A 17736-nucleotide genomic window follows, 5' to 3' on the forward strand; every position below is an offset into this window, starting at 1 on the left:
AAGCGGGCAACGCGAGTGCGCATTCTGCGTCGGGTTGCCGGCAGCAATCAGTGTTTATCTCTGCCGCTAACTCATACTGAATTTTCTTATTTTTACAGGACGGGATGAAAACAAAGTGGCATCTTTTACCCTGCATCATATACTGCCTGCTCTTTATTTCTAACTGGATGGCTGCAATGACCGTTCAAGACTATCTGTTAAAATTTCGTAAAGTTAATTCGCTGGAAAGTCTGGAAAAACTTTTTGACCATTTGAATTATTCTCTCACCAGTGATGCTGACATTATCCTGATGTACCGGGCAGCCGATCATCGTCGTGCTGAACTTGCCTCTGGCGGCCGCCTGTTCGATCTGGGTTGCGTGCCCAAAACCGTCTGGCACTTCGTGGTCTGATCTTAAGCGTCATCGCCCTGATGACCTGCAGTGTGATAATCCGTATACTCCTCTCCCTCATGCGTGTGGCCCCGTGCGATGCGCCTTGCCCTTTCGGTTGAAAAAGGACACTTCGTGCCTGTTGATTCTAAACCACGTATCGCCGGCTGGCTGCTGGTCCCGCTGGCCTGGCTGATTATTGCCTTACTGGCGTCGGCACTGGTCATGACGATGTATATCGGCGCACTGGCCGGACCGGCCATCCGAAATATATCCTGGCACTCCCCGGAGCCTGCGCTGCTGCAGTGGGGGGCGTCTTTGCTCACGTCCGCGATCATGCTGGTCTATACGGCGTGGATAACCTGGCTTTTCTGCCAGCGCTCAAGGCGTCTGCCGCGGCATTATCTCATCTGGCTGTTGCTGAATGTCGTCCTGGCGCTGAAGGCCTTTGTCTTCTCTCCGGTGGCCGATCAGCTGGCGATGCGCAATTTGCTGTTCGCGCTGCTGGCCGCCAGCGTTCTGGTGCCCTATTTCAAGCGTTCTCAGCGGGTTAAAAACACCTTTGTCGCGCCCTGATGTTGAAAAAAGCGTCAAAAATTTAATCGTGAGTGCGCTATTAAAAAACCGCTAAGACTGGGCGGTTGTGGTCAGGGCTGCAATGCCGGATAATAGACCGCTTTCACTATTTTTCAGGCGTATCAATGACCGAATACCTGCTTCTTTTTATTGGCACCGTGCTGGTGAATAACTTCGTGTTAGTGAAGTTTCTCGGCCTGTGTCCCTTTATGGGCGTTTCCAAAAAACTGGAAACGGCAATTGGCATGGGACTCGCCACGACGTTTGTCATTACGCTCGCCTCTATCTGTGCGTGGCTGGTTAACCATCTGATCCTGCTGCCGCTGGATCTGGTTTACCTGCGCACCATGGCCTATATCCTGGTGATCGCCGTCGTCGTGCAGTTCACCGAGATGGTCGTGCGAAAAACCAGCCCCGACCTCTATCGCCTGCTGGGCATCTTCCTGCCGCTGATCACCACCAACTGTGCGGTGCTCGGCGTGCCGCTGTTAAGTGTCAATCTTAACCATACCTTCCTGCAGGCCGCCCTTTACGGTTTCAGTGCGTCACTCGGTTTTTCGCTGGTGATGGTGCTGTTTGCCGGTATTCGCGAACGTCTGGTGCTGGCCGATGTTCCCGCGCCGTTTAAAGGGTCGTCGATTGCCCTGGTGACTGCCGGTCTGATGGCACTGGCCTTTATGGGCTTTACCGGACTGGTCAAGTTCTGATGAGTGCGATCTGGATTGCCGTTGCCGTATTAAGCGCGCTCAGCCTGATTTTTGGTGGCCTGCTGGGCTATGCCTCCCGCCGTTTCAAGGTGGAAGAAGATCCGATTGTTGAGCAGATTGACGCCATACTGCCGCAGAGCCAGTGTGGCCAGTGCGGCTATCCCGGCTGCCGCCCCTATGCAGATGCCGTGGGTAACAATGGCGAGATGATCAATAAATGCGCCCCCGGCGGAGAGCAGACCATGCTCAAACTGGCGGCGTTGCTCAACGTCGATCCCCAGCCGCTGGGCGACGAAATGCCGGGCGAACCCGAGCGTAAGGTGGCCTGGATTGATGAAGCCAACTGTATTGGCTGCACCAAATGCATCCAGGCCTGCCCGGTCGATGCTATCGTCGGGGCCACGCGCGCGATGCATACGGTATTAAGCGATGTCTGCACCGGCTGCGATCTGTGCGTTGCCCCCTGCCCGACCGACTGCATTGAGATGCGTCCGGTTGCTCCCACAACTGCCAACTGGAAATGGGACCTGAACACCATTCCGGTGCGGGTCATTCCTGTAGATAGCCATGTTTAACCTGCTTAATTTCTTAAAAAAAGACCGCCTCTGGGATTTTAAAGGGGGGATCCACCCGCCGGAAATGAAAACCCAGTCAAACGGTACGCCGCTGCGCGAACTGCCGCTGCCGGCACAGTTTATTCTGCCCCTGAAGCAGCATATCGGCCCGGAAGGCGAACTGGCCGTGCGCCCGGGAGATCGCGTTCTGCGTGGTCAGGCGCTGACCTTTGGCAGCGGCAGGATGCTGCCGATCCACGCGCCCACCTCCGGTACGGTAACGAAAATCGCACCACATATGACGGCTCACCCGTCGGCACTGGCCGAGATGTGTCTGTTTATGACGCCGGACGGAGAGGATCGCTGGGTTGAGAAGCGTCCACTCAGTGATTATCGCAGCGTTGAGCGCAGCGAGCTGGTGGAGAAGGTTCATCAGGCCGGCGTCGCGGGCCTGGGCGGGGCCGGTTTCCCGACCGCCACCAAGCTGAAGGGCGGCCTGCGCGGCGTGAATACGCTGATTATCAATGCAGCTGAGTGTGAACCCTACATCACGGCCGATGACCGACTGATGCAGGACTGCGCCCGGGAAGTGCTGGAAGGCAGCCGCATTCTGGCGTTTATTCTGCAGGCAGAGCAGGTGCTCATTGGTATCGAAGACAACAAACCTCAGGCGATTGCCGCGCTGAAACAGGCGCTGGGCAGTGATACTGACCTGCAGATCCGCGTCATCCCGACCAAATACCCGTCGGGCGGGGCCAAACAGCTGACCAAAATTCTCACCGGTAAGGAAGTGCCACACGGCGGTCGCTCAACCGATATCGGCGTGCTGATGCAGAACGTCGGCACGGCATTTGCCGTTAAGCGTGCGGTGATTGACGGCGAAGCGCTGACCGAACGCGTGGTCACGCTGACCGGCGGTGCCGTGGCGCGCCCCGGAAACGTCTGGGCACGCCTGGGTACGCCGATCAGCCATCTGCTGCAGCAGGCAGAGTTCAGCCCCGGCGCTGAACAGATGGTGGTGATGGGCGGGCCGCTCATGGGCTTTACTCTGCCGACGCTGGATGTGCCGGTAGTGAAAATCACCAACTGTATTCTGGCCCCCGCCGCCAGTGAAATGGGCCAGGACGAACCTGAACAGAACTGCATTCGCTGCAGTGCCTGCGCGGATGCCTGTCCGGCCGCCCTGCTTCCTCAGCAGCTTTACTGGTACAGTCGCGGAGGCGATCACGAGAAAGCGCGTGAACATAATATTGCCGACTGCATTGAGTGCGGTGCCTGTGCCTATGTCTGTCCGAGTAATATCCCGCTGGTGCAGTACTACCGCCAGGAGAAAGCAGAGATTCAGGCCATCGATCTGGAGGCGGAACGCACCGCACTGGCTAAAGGGCGTTTTGAAGCGCGCCAGCTGCGCCTTGAGCGCGAAAAAGCGGCGCGCGATGCCAGACATCAGCAGGCTAAACGCAGCGTTGCTGCCAGCGATGCTGATGCGATTGCCGCTGCACGTGAAAGGGTAAAAGCGAAGCAGGCGGATCCGTCCGCCGCAGAAACCGCCGATCGCGCTGTCAGACAGGCGGAGCGTGAAGCCCGTCGGGCGGAAGCGCGCGTGCATCAGGCCGAGCAGCAGGCGGTGAATGAACCGGTTACCCGACAGGCCACCGACCCGCGTCAGGCGGCGGTGGAAGCCGCTATCGCCCGTGCCAAAGCGAAGAAAGCCGCACAGGCCAGCGCCAGCGCACCAGCCGAATCCGATACGTCGCCTGCCGAACCGCCGGTCGACGTCCGCAAGGCCGCGGTAGAAGCCGCCATCGCCCGTGCCAAAGCGAAGAAAGCCGCGCAGGCCAGCGCCAGCGCACCGGACGAAACCAACGCGTCGCCTGCCGAACCGCCGGTCGACGCGCGCAAGGCCGCAGTCGAAGCCGCTATCGCCCGCGCCAAAGCGAAGAAAGCGGCGCAGGCCAGCGCCACCGCACCGGCCGAAACCAACGCGTCGCCTGCCGAACCGCCGGTCGACGCGCGCAAGGCCGCAGTCGAAGCCGCTATCGCCCGTGCCAAAGCGAAGAAAGCGGCGCAGGCCAGCGCCAGTGCACCCGACGAATCCGATACGTCGCCTGCCGAACCGCCGGTCGACGCGCGCAAAGCCGCAGTGGAAGCTGCCATCGCCCGCGCCAAAGCGAAGAAAGCCGCACAGGCCAGCGCCACTGCACCCGACGAATCCGATACGTCGCCTGCCGAACCGCCGGTCGACGCGCGCAAGGCCGCGGTGGAAGCTGCCATCGCCCGCGCTAAAGCGAAGAAAGCCGCGCAGGCCAGCGGCAGTGCACCCGACGAATCCGATACGTCGCCTGCCGAACCGCCGGTCGACGCCCGCAAGGCCGCGGTGGAAGCCGCCATCGCCCGCGCCAAAGCGAAGAAAGCCGCGCAGCGCCGGGAAACCGACGATGATAATGATGAAGCGCCCGCCGCTTCAGACGATGCACGTAAAGCAGCGGTGGCCGCGGCCATTGCGCGCGTAAAAGCGCGTCAATCGCAGCAGCCTTCAGCTCAAGAGGATTAAATGGCTTTTCGTATTGCAAGTTCACCCTACACGCACAACCGCCGCAGTACCGGCACCATTATGCTGCTGGTACTCCTCGCTGCCGTGCCCGGCATGGCTGCTCAGTGGTACTATTTCGGTTGGGGCAACCTGATTCAGGTGCTGATTGCCGCCGTGGCCGCCGTGGGTGCGGAGGCCGCTATCCTGCGGCTGCGTAAGCTACCGCTGGCTGAAACACTGAAGGACAACTCGGCGTTGCTGACCGCCCTGCTGCTGGGCATCAGCATTCCCTCCCTGGCCCCGTGGTGGTTGGTGGTGATCGGCACGCTGTTTGCGGTGATTATTTCAAAACACCTTTACGGCGGCCTGGGGCAGAATCCGTTTAACCCGGCGATGGTCGGGTATGTGGTCCTGCTGATCTCCTTCCCGGTGCAGATGACCAGCTGGCTGCCGCCAGACAGCTTGCAGGGCATCACGCCCGGCTTCGGCGACACTCTGAGCATAATCTTCCATTTCCATACGCTGGACGGTCACACCATGCAGCAGCTGCAGGTAGGCATTGACGGCATCAGCCAGGCGACGCCGCTGGATACCTTCAAAACCGGCCTGCGTGCCGGACACAGCGCAGAGCAACTGCTGGCCCAGCCTATTTACAGCGGCGTGCTGGCCGGGCTGGGCTGGCAGTGGGTCAACGTGGGTTTTCTGCTGGGCGGGGCCTTCCTGCTAATGACGCGCAGTATCCGCTGGCATATTCCGGTCAGCATGCTTGTTTCCCTGGCATTCTGCGCCACGCTGGGCTGGCTGATTTCGCCCCAGAGTTTAGTATCGCCGGTGATCCACCTGCTTTCCGGGGCAACGATGCTGGGCGCATTCTTTATTGCCACCGATCCGGTGACCGCATCCACCACCAATAAAGGTCGCCTGCTCTACGGTGCACTGATTGGCCTGCTGGTCTGGCTGATCCGCAGCTTTGGCGGCTACCCGGATGGCGTGGCGTTTGCCGTGCTGCTGGCTAACATCTGCGTGCCGTTGATTGACTACTACACGCAGCCGCGCGTCTACGGCCACCGGAAGGATAAATAATGCTGGATGCCATTCGTAAAAACGGTGTCACGCTGGCCGTTTTCGCCGCCATCACTACCGGCCTGACGGCCATAGTGAATACCGTCACCAAACCGACGATTGCTCATCAGACCGCGCTTCAGCAAAAAGTCCTGCTGGACCAGGTGGTGCCGCCGGAGCTGTACGATAACGCCATTCAGCAGGAGTGCTACCTGGTCAGCAACCCTGCACTGGGTAACGGCAGTCCTCACCGCCTGTACCTGGCACGTAAAGGGGATAAGCCGGTGGCCGTAGCGATGGAAACGACGGCCCCTGACGGTTATTCGGGAAATATCCAGATGATTGTAGGCGCCAGTTTTACCGGGACGGTATACGGCACCCGGGTGGTGGAACACCACGAGACACCCGGCCTGGGCGATAAAATTGATCTGCGTGTTTCTGACTGGATCAACAGCTTCAACGGCAAACGGGTCAAAGGCCCTGACGACGGTCAGTTTGCCGTGAAGAAAGACGGCGGCGAATTTGATCAGTTTACCGGGGCCACCATTACTCCGCGAGCGGTGGTGAATGCGGTGAAGCGCACAACGCTGTATATTGAAACCTTACCGGGGCAGCTGTCCTCGCTGCCAACCTGTGGAGATGACAATGAGTGAAGCAAAAACCCTGCTGGTCGGCGGGCTGTGGAAGAATAACTCTGCGCTGGTGCAACTGCTGGGGCTCTGCCCGCTGCTGGCGGTGACGTCTACCGCCACCAATGCCCTGGGTCTGGGTCTGGCGACCACGCTGGTGCTGACCTGTACTAACAGCGCCATCTCTCTGTCGCGCCGCTGGGTGCCGTCTGAAATCCGCATTCCTATTTATGTGATGATTATTGCCGCGGTGGTGAGCTGTGTGCAGATGTTGATCAATGCCTATGCCTACGGCCTGTATCAGTCACTCGGCATCTTTATTCCACTGATTGTGACCAACTGTATCGTGGTGGGCCGCGCAGAGGCGGTGGCATCGAAAAGCAGCGTACCGCTTTCGGCGCTGGACGGCATGGCCATCGGTCTGGGGGCCACCAGCGTGATGGTGGTGCTGGGTTCGATTCGCGAAATTATTGGCAACGGCACGATATTTAACGGCGCCGATCTGCTGCTTGGCCCCTGGGCGAAAGCCATGCGTATTGAAGTGGTTCACTTTGACTCGCCGATGCTGCTGGCCATGCTGCCGCCCGGGGCCTTTATCGGGCTGGGGATGCTGCTGGCGGCCAAATATCTGATTGATAATAAAATGAAACAACGTGCCGCCCTGAAAGCCGAAAGAGAGGCGCAGGCGCTACCGGATGGGAAAACAGGTGTACTGTGAATAAGGATAAGCGTCAGGAGATTTTAACCCGGTTGCGGGACAATAACCCGCATCCCACGACAGAGCTGATGTTCACCTCGCCGTTCGAGCTGTTAATTTCTGTTCTGCTCTCCGCACAGGCCACAGACGTCAGCGTCAATAAGGCCACGGCAAAGCTTTACCCCGTGGCCAATACCCCTGCGGCCCTTCTTGCGCTGGGTGTGGATGGGCTGAAAACCTATATCAAGACCATCGGCCTGTTTAACAGCAAGGCGGAGAACGTGATTAAGACCTGCCGGATTCTGCTGGAGCAGCACGGCGGCGAAGTGCCGGAAAACCGTGAGGCGCTGGAAGCCCTGCCCGGCGTGGGGCGGAAAACCGCTAACGTGGTGCTGAATACCGCCTTTGGCTGGCCGACTATCGCCGTTGACACGCATATTTTTCGCGTCTGCAACCGTACCCGTTTTGCCCCGGGTAAGAACGTGGAGCAGGTGGAGGAAAAACTGCTTAAAGTGGTGCCAAAAGAGTTCAAAGTTGACTGTCACCACTGGTTTATCCTGCACGGCCGCTACACCTGTATTGCACGTAAACCGCGCTGTGGCTCCTGCCTGATTGAAGATTTATGCGAATATGATGCTAAAGTAGAGGAGTAGGCGCTAAGACATACCTGCACAAGCCCTTAAAAAAAATACTTTTATCCTCTTTATGACGGCACGTCGCGGTCATTATTCAGAATAGAGAGTTTGCTATGCAACATATTATTGAAGGTTTTCTTAACTTCCAGAAAGACATTTTCCCACACCAGAAAGAGTTATTCCGCAGCCTTGCGTCAAGTCAGAATCCTAAAGCGTTGTTTATCTCCTGCTCCGACAGCCGTCTGGTGCCAGAACTGGTGACCCAGCAGGATCCGGGACAGCTCTTCGTGATCCGTAATGCCGGTAACATCGTTCCTTCCTTTGGCCCTGAGCCTGGCGGCGTTTCCGCCACCATCGAATACGCCGTGGTAGCACTGGGTGTGACGGATATTGTGATTTGCGGCCACTCTAACTGTGGCGCGATGAAGGCGATTGCCACCTGCCAGTGCCTCGATCCCATGCCTGCCGTTGCTCACTGGCTGCACTATGCCGATGCCGCAAAAGCCGTGGTCGATAAAAAGACCTACAGCAGCGAAGAGGAAAAAGTGAATGCGATGGTGCAGGAGAATGTCATTGCGCAGTTGAACAACATCAAGACCCACCCTTCCGTCGCCGTGGGCCTGCGTAACAATGCGCTGCGGCTGCATGGCTGGGTGTACGACATTGAAAGCGGGGCTATCCGGGCGCTGGATAAAGACAGTAAAGAGTTTGTGCTGTTGTCAGAAAATCCAAACGTCTGCTTCGAATAATTCTGCCATTACGGGGCGACCAAAAAAACCGGTCGCCCCGACGTAACAGGAAATGGCAGGGGCTGAACTGACGTTCCGGTCAGCCCGCCTGTCATTAACGAGGTAACTGATAATACGCTGCTTCTGACAGTGGCAGCGGGGCTTTGCCACGGATCGCGTCAGAAATTTTCTCGGCAATCATCACCGTCGGAGCATTCAGGTTACCGGTGGTGATCTGCGGCATAATGGACGCATCCACCACGCGAAGATGGTGCATCCCATGGACACGCCCTTCTGCATCAACAACGGCCATCTCATCCGTCCCCATGGCACAGCTGCCGCACGGGTGATAGGCAGTTTCCGCATGTTCACGGATAAACGCATCAATCTCTTCATCGCTCTGCACGTTAATACCCGGCTGTAGCTCCTCACCGCAGTATTCTGCCAGCGCAGGCTGACGCATAATTTCACGTGTCAGACGCACCGCATTACGGAACTCTACCCAGTCGCGCTCTTCAGACATATAGTTGAAGAAGATTGACGGCGCCGCGTACGGGTGTTTAGAGGTCAGCTTGATGCGGCCCCGGCTCATCGAGCGCATGGGCCCCACGTGTGCCTGGAAACCGTGCTGTTTCACCGGGCTGCTGCCGTTGTAGTTGATTGCTACAGGCAGGAAGTGATACTGCAAATCGGGCCAGTCGGGCTGGTCATCGCTACGGATAAATCCGCCCGCTTCAAACTGATTGCTGGCACCCACGCCGGTTCCGTTAAACAGCCACTCGGCACCGATCGCCGGCTGGTTCCACCACTGCAGGGCCGGATACAGACTGACCGGCTTCTTACAACCGTACTGCATATACACTTCCAGATGATCCTGCAGGTTACGGCCGACGCCCGGCAGCGCGTGAACGACATCAATATCCAGCTCGCGCAGCCACTCTTCCGGGCCCACGCCGGAGCGTTGCAGGATCTGCGGAGAGTTGATGGCACCGGCGCACAGCAGCACTTCCCGGCGCGCCTGAGCCTCTTCCTGCCGGCCGTTGCGCAGCCAGGTGACCCCGGTGGCGGTTTTACCCTCAAACAGGATGCGGTCGGTCTGTGCGTGGGTGACGATAGTCAGGTTCTGACGCTGCTTCGCCACATCCAGATAGCCGCGTGCGGTGCTGGAACGGCGGCCTTTCGCCGTCACCGTCCGATCCATCGGGCCAAAACCGTCCTGGCGGTAGCCGTTCAGGTCGTCGGTTTCATGGTGTCCGGCCTGCTTCGCCGCATCAATGAACGCCCGATACAGCGGATTATTTCCCGCTTTCGGGGTGGTCACGCTGAGATAGCCTTCTCCCCCGTGCCAGTCGTTTTCGCCAATGTCCCGTTTTTCCGCACGACGGAAATACGGCAGGCAGTTCAGATAGGACCAGTTTTCCAGACCCGGCTTACTGGCCCAGTTATCGTAGTCCATCGCATTACCGCGAATGTAGCACATGCCGTTGATCAGCGAAGAACCGCCCAGCCCTTTACCGCGACCACACTCCATGCGGCGGTTGTCCATGTGCGGTTCAGGATCGGTTTCAAATGCCCAGTTATAGCGTTTACCCTGGAGTGGATAAGCCAAAGCGGCTGGCATTTGGGTACGGAAGTCCCAGCGGTGATCTTTACCGCCTGCTTCCAGTAACAGTACCGATACGTCAGCATCCTCAGTCAGTCGGGTTGCCAGCACGTTGCCTGCGGAACCCGCCCCAATAATGATATAGTCAAATTTCTGCATTAAACCTCCGGAAAACGGCCGCGACGCAAACGCCGCGGCGAAAAATCAGAATGCGGATGGATAGTCGCCCATCTCAATCAGAACAGATTTTGTTCGGGTATAGTGATGCAGTGTTTCCAGGCCATTTTCCCGACCGACACCGGACTGCTTATAGCCACCAACCGGCATCGGTGCCGGTGATTCACCCCAGCTGTTGACCCAGCAGATCCCGGCTTCGAGTTGATGGATCACCCGATGTGCGCGGTTCAGTGAGGTCGTGAATACGCCGGCAGCCAGGCCATACTCGGTATCATTGGCGCGACGGATCACTTCCTCTTCATCGTCGAATGCCAGGATACTCATCACCGGACCAAAAATCTCTTCCCGCACGATACGCATGTCGTCGGTGCAGTCGGTGAACACCGTTGGCTCAACGTAGCAACCTTTCGCCAGTGGGCCTTCGGTGATGCGTGAACCGCCAGCCAGCAGGCGCGCGCCTTCCTGCTTACCCACTTCCAGGTAAGAGACGACTTTCTGGCAATGCTCTTCACTGACCAGCGGGCCAAAGTTCACCGCCGGGTCAGTCGGATCGCCACAGTGAATGCCCGCCATTTTTTCCTGCAGGCGCTGTTCAAAGGCCGGCAGTAGCGAACGCTGCACAAAAACGCGCGTACCGTTGGTACACACCTGGCCGCTGCTGTAGAAGTTCGCCATCATCGCACCATCGACCGCGCGTTCCAGCTCGGCATCGTCAAACACCACCAGCGGGGACTTACCCCCCAGTTCCATGGTCACAGACTTCAGGTTCGCCAGGGCCGCATCGGCCATCACGCGCTTACCGGTGTTCACTTCCCCGGTGAAGGAGACTTTAGCAATGCCGCTGTGCTGGCTCAGGCCCTGACCGACGGCCCCTGCGCCCTGCACCACGTTAAATACGCCATCCGGCAGGCCTGCCTCAGTAAAGATTTTAGCCAGTTCCAGCACGCTCAACGGCGTCACTTCACTCGGCTTAAAGATCATCGCGTTACCTGTCGCCAGCGCCGGAGCACTTTTCCACATCGCAATCTGGATCGGATAGTTCCAGGCGCCGATGCCCGCGCAGACGCCCAGCGGTTCGCGACGGGTGTAAACCAGCGCGGTATCACGCAGTGGAATTGACTCCCCTTCAACGGCGACCGCCAGACCGGCGTAATACTCCAGCACGTCGGCCCCGGTGACGATATCGACCACAGAGGTTTCACTGATGGGTTTACCCGTGTCCGCCGTTTCCAGCTCTGCCAGCGCCTGGTTGCGCTCACGCAGCAGGGCAACCGCTTTCAGTAATACGCGGCTGCGCTCTACCGGCGTATAGCTGCGCCAGATGCGCTGGCCGGCCTGGGCAGAGGCGACGGCGTCATCAATATCCTGCGGGCTGGCAGCGGTGATTTCAGCCAGCACGTCGCCGTTGGCAGGATTGACGGTGGTGAACAGTTCGCCATTACCCGGCACTTCGCGTCCGTTGATGTATAAACCGTGGCGTTTCATATCGGCCATGTCTCCTCCTTTCAGGGGGTGGGTGCGCTGTTCAGCCACAGCGCAAGATTTTGATAACAAAGCGTGCGGGCCTGCTCCAGGCCCTGTTCCATCGGCTGCGGGGCCAGCGTCATACGCAGCCACACGCCATCGATCACTGCCGCAAGGCTTGCGCCGGCGGCACGGGCCTGATGCTCAGGCAGAACACGACGGAAATGCACCGTCAGATTGGAATAAAGGCGGCGGTCATTCATCCGCTGCAGGCGGTGCAGATTAGGCTGATGCAGGCTGTTAGCCCAGAATACCAGCCAGGTTTTCAACACCGGTGCGGCTATCTGCGTGACATCAAAATTCGCATCGATGATAGCCCGGATTTGTGCAGCCGGATCAGGCGTCGCTTTATGCCGGTGATGCTCTAATGCTACATAGAGATCGGACATAATCTGGCGCATACAGGCATCAAGCAGACCGTGTTTATCACCAAAATAGTGACTGACGATCCCGGTGGAGACGCCGGCCTCTTTCGCTATCACGGCCAGACTGGCCTCTGCCAGCCCAACCCGGTCAATCACGGTCAGCGTTGCGTTAATCAGCTGCGCCTGACGAATTGCCTTCATTCCTATTTTTGGCATCGCTTCATTGGTTTTAACTATTGAATGAGACCTAGTGTAGTGTTTTTATATTGAACGTTCAATCAATAAAAAAATAAGACGCTAAAATGGTTCATTTACAACGAGAATTATCATCCTTTATGTGATTTTAATCACATAAAGCGCTTTTATCTGCATTCACTGCGTCTGCGCCCGGGTAATAACCTGATAAATCACTCTATTTTTTTATAAAAGCAGCCCATACAACTAACAATTCACCAAAAAGCAGAATTTATAATTGCACCGCAATGAGTCAGGACGATCCTCCTCATTCCGTGCAAATTCACCACAATGTTAAATATATTTATCTGCTAAAAAAATAAAAAATAGCATCTATCACTATAAGTTTAGCAAAACCCTGCTATTAAGGCTGTTATTGTCACCGACAGCGATATTGAAAAAATGCTTGCCTCAGCGCCAACAATCAGCGAAATTATTCGGCGTTTTTCCCTTTCTTATAACTATAAGGTGAGCGCACGTCCCGCGTTACACCGACTTATTTCCTGTCTCGAAACAGGTCCTGAATTCAGAGGTACTAGTGTCAACTGCAAACAAAAAACCTGAGGCTGCAAGCCTCAACGCGTTTAAGCAACCGCGGTCGTTTTATCTGATCTTCTCCATTGAGTTATGGGAGCGTTTCGGTTACTACGGTCTGCAGGGAATTATGGCCGTCTACCTGGTGAAAATGCTGGGGATGTCCGAAGCGCAGTCGATCACCCTGTTCGCCTCGTTCAGCGCACTGGTCTATGGTCTGGTGGCCGTCGGGGGCTGGCTGGGTGATAAGGTGCTGGGCACGAAGCGCGTTATCGTACTGGGTACCCTGGTGCTGGCGCTGGGTTATGCCCTGGTGGCCTGGTCGGGTCATGATGTCAGTCTGGTCTACATCGGTATGGCCACGATTGCGGTCGGTAACGGCCTGTTCAAGGCGAACCCGTCTTCTCTGCTGTCGACCTGTTACGATAAAGATGACCCTCGCCTTGATGGTGCATTTACCATGTACTATATGGCGATCAATATCGGTTCCTTCTTCTCGATGCTGGCCACACCATGGCTGGCGGCAGAGTTTGGCTGGAGCACCGCTTTTGCGCTGTCGTTCGTCGGGATGCTGATCACCCTGGTGAACTTTATGTTCTTCCGCAAATGGGTTAAAAATCACGGTTCTAAAGCGGACTTTGCCCCGCTGAATATTGGCAAGCTGCTGGCAACGCTGGCCGGGATTGTGGTGATGATTACCCTGGCGACCTGGCTGCTGCACAATCAGGACATTGCCCGTCTGGTGCTGGCGGTGATCGCTATCGGTATCGTGCTGGTGTTTGCCAAAGAAACGTTTGCCCTGCACGGCCACGCACGCCGTAAGATGATTGTGGCCTTTGTGCTGATGGTGCAGGCGATTGTATTCTTCGTGCTGTATATGCAAATGCCTACGTCGCTGAACTTCTTCGCCATCCGTAACGTTGAGCACACTATTCTGGGTATTACCTTCCAGCCCGAGCAGTTCCAGGCCCTTAACCCATTCTGGATTATGATTTTCAGCCCGCTGCTGGCGGCGCTGTATAACAAAATGGGTGACCGCATGCCAATGCCACATAAATTTGCGCTGGGCATGCTGCTGTGCTCTGGTGCCTTCCTCGTGTTGCCGTTGGGGGCGTCACTGGCTAATCAGATGGGTATCGTGTCGGTCAGCTGGCTGATCCTCAGCTACGCGCTGCAGAGCGTGGGAGAGCTGATGATTTCCGGGCTTGGCCTGGCCATGGTGGCCCAGCTGGTTCCTCAGCGTCTGATGGGCTTTATTATGGGCTCATGGTTCCTCACCACTGCAGGTGCTGCGATGGTGGCCGGTAAGGTGGCGAACCTGATGGCCGTTCCGGAAAACATTACCGATCCGCTGCAGTCCCTGCACGTTTATGGTGACGTCTTCCTGAAAATTGGTATTGTCACCGGCGTGATCGCCGTGCTGATGATGCTGACCGCACCGATGCTGAACCGGATGACGCAGGGCGAAGCCGCTGCGCCAGAGAAAGCCAGCGTCTGACCACTGCGGGCAGAATGAAAAAAGGGCGACAGTGATGTCGCCCTTTTTTTATCATGAGGAAACAGAACGCGCGTTATCGGCGTATTCTACGGCGGTCCCGGCGGCAGGAAGCAACTGCCGCAGTCGCAGGATACGCTGCGGTGTCACCGTCCAGTAACGCTCAGTCCGCCCTTGGCCGGCCGGCTGCCAGACGATTTCGGCCTGTCCCTGGATATGCAGTGCTGCCCCCTGATGAAAGTCCATAATCAGCAGTGCACAGCGGGGCTCCAGCAGCAGGTTCCCCAGGGTATTCATGTAGCGATTTCCTGCATAATCCGGGATGAACAGTGTTCCCTCCCGGAGCGCAATAAACCCCGGCATACCTCCCCGGTGTGAGATGTCTGCCCCACCCGTCTCCTGCTGGCGGGGCGCATAGCTGGCTACAAAGAAGGTATCGGCTGCGGCGATCAGATAACGGGCATCTGCATCCAGCACCGCCAACGGCTCCACCAGTACCTCCCGGCGGCATGACTCTGACGGCAGTAAGCGCCGCTGAATATACTGTGGGCAGTTGCCAAAACTCTCCTGCACGCGCAGCACCACCCGGTCGTCACTGAGGGTGTCCACCACCCCGTTGACCCGGTTACGGCGGCGGCTGGCCAGGTCGATTCCCAACCCCCCTACGGCCATGCCCGGCCGGAGTACAGGTAGCCAGGGCAGCGCCCCGACGGCCTCACGTTGCAGGCAGAGGTCATGTGCATTCGGGGTGGTTAACAGCCCCGGCCCGCCGTGGATCACGCCGGCAACCGGGTAGCCGCTGTCATCCAGCACGCTAAGATAAAAGGTCTCCAGTCCCTGAAAAAACAGGCGGTGCTGTGCCGGCATCTGCGGGTATACCGCGGCGTTGACTCCCGCGTAGCCAGCCTGCTGCTGCGCCAGCCTTTCCCCCGGATGAAACATATTATCCCTCCGCAGGCAGGGGCAGCGGCGGTAAGCCAACAAACCCCGGCAGAGCCTCAACCTGCCGCAGCCAGGCCCGGATCGCCGGCCAGTTCTGCAGGCTTATCCCCCCCTCCGGCGCACAGGCAACGTAGGCATAGCAGGCTACGTCGGCAAGCGTTGCCCGCTGCCCCACCAGCCACTGACGATCGCTGAGGTGCGACGCCAGCTGGGGCAAAAACTTCATTGCCACATCGTGAGCGCTGGCATAGTTTTCCGCTGTGCTGAACTGCCTGATCAGGCGCGCAGACGCCACGCCATAGCGGATTTCTCCCGCCGCTTTAGCCAGCCACTGATGAACCTGAACCTCTTCTGCCAGATCCTGCGGCAGCCAGCCGCTGTCCGGCGCATAGCGTTTCACCAGCCAGAGCAGAATCGCGTTGCTGTCGCTAATGACCGTACCGTTATCCACCAGCACCGGCACCTGTCCGAGCGGATTCAGCGCCAGAAAATCCGGGCTTTTTCTCACCCTGGCATCGGCCTCAACCCAGTCGGCTTTCAGCCCCAGCAGACTGAGCAACAGCCGCACCCGGTGGACGTGCCCGGACAGTCCGGTGCCATACAATGTTAATGAATGCATTATTACCTCCTGTTTTTAGTCAGCATACTCTTGCTGAAAACGAGGTAAACAGGCAAAAATAGCAATTCATAATTTCAATTTCTGGAAGAATCATGGACAGGCTGGATGAGATGGCGGTTTTTGTGGCGATTGTGCAACAGGGGAGCCTGGCCGCCGCCGCGCGAGTGCTGCGGCGCTCTCCCCCCGCCATCACTCGCGCGCTGACCGCGCTGGAACACCGCCTCGGCGTTATGCTGGTCGAACGAACGACCCGCCGGCTTTCGCCGACCGCCGCCGGGCTGGCACTCTTTGAGAGCGCAAAGAGCCTGCTGGAGGATTATCAGCAGGTCATGCTGACCACCACGCGCAATACGCTCAGTGGTAAAGTGTGCCTGACCGCGCCGGTACAGTTTGGCCGCCAGCATATCGCCCCGCTGGTCATGACGTTTCTCGAGCGGTACCCGGATATTGAGATTGAGCTGCTACTCAGCGACAGCTACCAGGATCTGATTGAACAGGGGCTGGATATGGCGATACGTATCGGGCAACTGCGTGATTCATCGCTTGTCGCCACCGAGGTGGGACAGGTTTACCGCATGCTGGTCGCCAGCCCGGCCTACCTCATGAGGCACGGCCACCCGCAGCGCCCCGCCATGCTGACTCAGCATCACCTTATTGCCGGAAACACCCCCTCTGTGCAGAGAGAGTGGCGCTTCGGTTCTGATTCACAACAGGAAAGGGTACGCATTACACCAAGACTGAGCGTGAATGAAGTGGAAACACAGTTGATGACCGCCCGTGCGGGTCAGGGCATTGCGCGACTGCTCTCGTACCAGGTCTATGAAGACCTGCGGCGTGGAACGCTGTGCGAAGTGCTGACGGATTATCGCCCTCCTCCGGTACCGGTACAGCTGGTGGCGCAGAATGTGAAGTATATGCCGGCAAAAGTGCGGGCGTTCTGGGATCTCGCCCGTGCCACCCTACCTGAGCTGGAAAGCCTGCGGGAACAGACTTTGCGCCCGGTTAAATAATCAGCAAAAAACCTGTTCCGGATGGCGCAGTTGCGCTGACTTTTCGCGCCCGGGGCAGTAAGCTAAAGACACTGTCAGTCCATGTAAGGAGCAAGCCATGAAGCTGTTCTGTAAACCGGGTGCCTGTTCACTGTCACCCCATATTGTCCTGCGCGAATCCGGTTTTGATTTCACCCTGGTGACGGTTGATACCCAATCGAAGAAAACAGAACAGGATGAAGACTACCTGCTGATTAACCCCAAAGGACAGGTGCCTGCACTGCAGTTGGATGATGGCTCAGTGCTGACCGAAGGGGTGGCGATTGTTCAGTACCTTGCCGATCTGAAACCCGATCGCCAGCTGCTGGCCCCTTCCGGTAGCCTGACACGTTACCATACTCTGGAGTGGCTGAACTTTATTGCCACGGAACTGCACAAAGGGTTCAGCCCGCTGTTTCGCCCCACGACGCCGGAGGAATATAAGGCTATAGCCCGGGAGCAACTCGAGCAGAAATTCCACTACGTGAATACCGAATTAAAAGAGAAGCAGTGGCTGATGGGGTTGCGATTTACGGTGGCGGATGCCTATCTCTTTACCGTTACGCGCTGGGCACACACGCTCAGGCTGAACCTGAGTGAACTGGAGGCATTAAACGCATGGTTTGAGCGGGTTGCCGCGCGTCCCGCCGTTGCGGCTGCACTGAGTGCCGAAGGGCTGAACTGAGGGGTAACGGGCAGGCCTGAAACACACCTGCCCGTGGT

The 17736-nt window shown here is 57.6% G+C and carries 18 protein-coding genes; 13 read left to right on the forward strand and 5 right to left on the reverse strand.

Annotated features, from left to right (window positions below; translation table 11 throughout):
- Window positions 1–176 precede the first annotated feature (176 nt).
- From ydgT to K6L24_RS11765, 10 genes are all read left to right on the forward strand, one after another.
- Entirely contained in the window at window positions 177–392 is a 216-nt protein-coding gene (ydgT, locus tag K6L24_RS11720) for a transcription modulator YdgT (RefSeq protein ID WP_062743413.1), read from the forward strand.
- 78 nt (window positions 393–470) lie between these two features.
- Window positions 471–947 carry a DUF2569 domain-containing protein gene (locus K6L24_RS11725; RefSeq protein ID WP_062743414.1) on the forward strand — a complete coding sequence of 159 codons (477 nt, stop codon included), beginning with the start codon at window positions 471–473 and terminating at the stop codon, window positions 945–947.
- A gap of 125 nt (window positions 948–1072) precedes the next feature.
- A complete protein-coding gene (gene rsxA, locus K6L24_RS11730; protein WP_062743415.1) occupies window positions 1073–1654 on the forward strand; it encodes an electron transport complex subunit RsxA in 582 nt (193 codons plus the stop codon).
- Window positions 1654–2229: an electron transport complex subunit RsxB gene (gene rsxB, locus K6L24_RS11735; protein ID WP_062743416.1), complete on the forward strand. Its 576-nt coding sequence runs from the start codon at window positions 1654–1656 to the stop codon at window positions 2227–2229. The genes rsxA and rsxB overlap by 1 nt, the downstream gene beginning before the upstream one ends.
- A complete protein-coding gene (gene rsxC, locus K6L24_RS11740) occupies window positions 2222–4762 on the forward strand; it encodes an electron transport complex subunit RsxC (protein WP_222681490.1) in 2541 nt (846 codons plus the stop codon). The genes rsxB and rsxC overlap by 8 nt, the downstream gene beginning before the upstream one ends.
- Window positions 4763–5824 carry an electron transport complex subunit RsxD gene (gene rsxD / locus K6L24_RS11745; protein ID WP_222681491.1) on the forward strand — a complete coding sequence of 354 codons (1062 nt, stop codon included), beginning with the start codon at window positions 4763–4765 and terminating at the stop codon, window positions 5822–5824.
- On the forward strand, window positions 5824–6456 hold the full coding sequence (gene rsxG, locus K6L24_RS11750; protein WP_222681492.1) for an electron transport complex subunit RsxG: 633 nt from the start codon (window positions 5824–5826) through the stop codon (window positions 6454–6456). Before rsxD ends, rsxG begins: the two co-directional genes overlap by 1 nt.
- The gene (locus K6L24_RS11755) at window positions 6449–7150 is read left to right on the forward strand and encodes an electron transport complex subunit E (RefSeq protein WP_062743437.1); all 702 of its coding nucleotides are present in this window, start codon (window positions 6449–6451) and stop codon (window positions 7148–7150) included. The genes rsxG and K6L24_RS11755 overlap by 8 nt, the downstream gene beginning before the upstream one ends.
- Window positions 7147–7782, forward strand: a complete 636-nt coding sequence (gene nth / locus K6L24_RS11760; RefSeq protein WP_062743438.1) for an endonuclease III — start codon at window positions 7147–7149, stop codon at window positions 7780–7782. Before K6L24_RS11755 ends, nth begins: the two co-directional genes overlap by 4 nt.
- Before the next feature lie 95 nt (window positions 7783–7877).
- On the forward strand, window positions 7878–8513 hold the full coding sequence (locus K6L24_RS11765) for a carbonic anhydrase (protein WP_062743439.1): 636 nt from the start codon (window positions 7878–7880) through the stop codon (window positions 8511–8513).
- Between the two features lie 94 nt (window positions 8514–8607).
- Here the strand turns inward: K6L24_RS11765 and betA are convergent, their stop codons facing one another.
- From betA to betI, 3 genes are read right to left on the reverse strand one after another with little or no spacing between them, the layout of a single operon-like run.
- Window positions 8608–10254 (reverse strand): choline dehydrogenase, encoded by a 1647-nt coding sequence (gene betA / locus K6L24_RS11770; protein WP_062743440.1) that lies wholly within the window; start codon window positions 10252–10254, stop codon window positions 8608–8610.
- Between the two features lie 45 nt (window positions 10255–10299).
- On the reverse strand, window positions 10300–11757 hold the full coding sequence (gene betB / locus K6L24_RS11775; protein WP_062743646.1) for a betaine-aldehyde dehydrogenase: 1458 nt from the start codon (window positions 11755–11757) through the stop codon (window positions 10300–10302).
- Between the two features lie 20 nt (window positions 11758–11777).
- The gene (betI, locus tag K6L24_RS11780; RefSeq protein ID WP_062743441.1) at window positions 11778–12377 is read right to left on the reverse strand and encodes a transcriptional regulator BetI; all 600 of its coding nucleotides are present in this window, start codon (window positions 12375–12377) and stop codon (window positions 11778–11780) included.
- Between the two features lie 556 nt (window positions 12378–12933).
- Between betI and dtpA the strand changes: the two genes are divergently transcribed.
- On the forward strand, window positions 12934–14427 hold the full coding sequence (gene dtpA, locus K6L24_RS11785; RefSeq protein WP_062743442.1) for a dipeptide/tripeptide permease DtpA: 1494 nt from the start codon (window positions 12934–12936) through the stop codon (window positions 14425–14427).
- Between the two features lie 51 nt (window positions 14428–14478).
- On the opposite strand, the gene K6L24_RS11790 is transcribed toward dtpA, so the two are convergent.
- Window positions 14479–15366: a pyridoxamine 5'-phosphate oxidase family protein gene (locus K6L24_RS11790; protein ID WP_137268550.1), complete on the reverse strand. Its 888-nt coding sequence runs from the start codon at window positions 15364–15366 to the stop codon at window positions 14479–14481.
- A gap of 1 nt (window position 15367) precedes the next feature.
- Window positions 15368–15985 carry a glutathione S-transferase gene (locus K6L24_RS11795; RefSeq protein ID WP_062743444.1) on the reverse strand — a complete coding sequence of 206 codons (618 nt, stop codon included), beginning with the start codon at window positions 15983–15985 and terminating at the stop codon, window positions 15368–15370.
- Window positions 15986–16077: 92 nt separating this feature from the next.
- Here K6L24_RS11795 and K6L24_RS11800 point away from each other — a divergent pair, with 92 nt between their 5' ends.
- Together K6L24_RS11800 and gstA are read left to right on the forward strand one after the other, a co-directional pair.
- On the forward strand, window positions 16078–16995 hold the full coding sequence (locus tag K6L24_RS11800; RefSeq protein WP_222681493.1) for a LysR family transcriptional regulator: 918 nt from the start codon (window positions 16078–16080) through the stop codon (window positions 16993–16995).
- A gap of 97 nt (window positions 16996–17092) precedes the next feature.
- Window positions 17093–17698: a glutathione transferase GstA gene (gene gstA, locus K6L24_RS11805; RefSeq protein ID WP_062743446.1), complete on the forward strand. Its 606-nt coding sequence runs from the start codon at window positions 17093–17095 to the stop codon at window positions 17696–17698.
- Window positions 17699–17736 lie beyond the last annotated feature (38 nt).

The organism is Erwinia persicina, from assembly GCF_019844095.1.
Lineage (GTDB): Bacteria > Pseudomonadota > Gammaproteobacteria > Enterobacterales > Enterobacteriaceae > Erwinia > Erwinia persicina.

Bases quoted from the DNA above. Each gene is read 5' to 3' on its own strand.
- ydgT (WP_062743413.1), top strand. From the start codon at position 177: ATGACCGTTCAAGACTATCTGTTAAAATTTCGTAAAGTTAATTCGCTG.
- K6L24_RS11725 (WP_062743414.1), top strand. From the start codon at position 471: ATGCGCCTTGCCCTTTCGGTTGAAAAAGGACACTTCGTGCCTGTTGAT.
- rsxA (WP_062743415.1), top strand. From the start codon at position 1,073: ATGACCGAATACCTGCTTCTTTTTATTGGCACCGTGCTGGTGAATAAC.
- rsxB (WP_062743416.1), top strand. From the start codon at position 1,654: ATGAGTGCGATCTGGATTGCCGTTGCCGTATTAAGCGCGCTCAGCCTG.
- rsxC (WP_222681490.1), top strand. From the start codon at position 2,222: ATGTTTAACCTGCTTAATTTCTTAAAAAAAGACCGCCTCTGGGATTTT.
- rsxD (WP_222681491.1), top strand. From the start codon at position 4,763: ATGGCTTTTCGTATTGCAAGTTCACCCTACACGCACAACCGCCGCAGT.
- rsxG (WP_222681492.1), top strand. From the start codon at position 5,824: ATGCTGGATGCCATTCGTAAAAACGGTGTCACGCTGGCCGTTTTCGCC.
- K6L24_RS11755 (WP_062743437.1), top strand. From the start codon at position 6,449: ATGAGTGAAGCAAAAACCCTGCTGGTCGGCGGGCTGTGGAAGAATAAC.
- K6L24_RS11765 (WP_062743439.1), top strand. From the start codon at position 7,878: ATGCAACATATTATTGAAGGTTTTCTTAACTTCCAGAAAGACATTTTC.
- betA (WP_062743440.1), bottom strand. From the start codon at position 10,254: ATGCAGAAATTTGACTATATCATTATTGGGGCGGGTTCCGCAGGCAAC.
- betB (WP_062743646.1), bottom strand. From the start codon at position 11,757: ATGAAACGCCACGGTTTATACATCAACGGACGCGAAGTGCCGGGTAAT.
- betI (WP_062743441.1), bottom strand. From the start codon at position 12,377: ATGCCAAAAATAGGAATGAAGGCAATTCGTCAGGCGCAGCTGATTAAC.
- K6L24_RS11790 (WP_137268550.1), bottom strand. From the start codon at position 15,366: ATGTTTCATCCGGGGGAAAGGCTGGCGCAGCAGCAGGCTGGCTACGCG.
- K6L24_RS11795 (WP_062743444.1), bottom strand. From the start codon at position 15,985: ATGCATTCATTAACATTGTATGGCACCGGACTGTCCGGGCACGTCCAC.
- K6L24_RS11800 (WP_222681493.1), top strand. From the start codon at position 16,078: ATGGACAGGCTGGATGAGATGGCGGTTTTTGTGGCGATTGTGCAACAG.
- gstA (WP_062743446.1), top strand. From the start codon at position 17,093: ATGAAGCTGTTCTGTAAACCGGGTGCCTGTTCACTGTCACCCCATATT.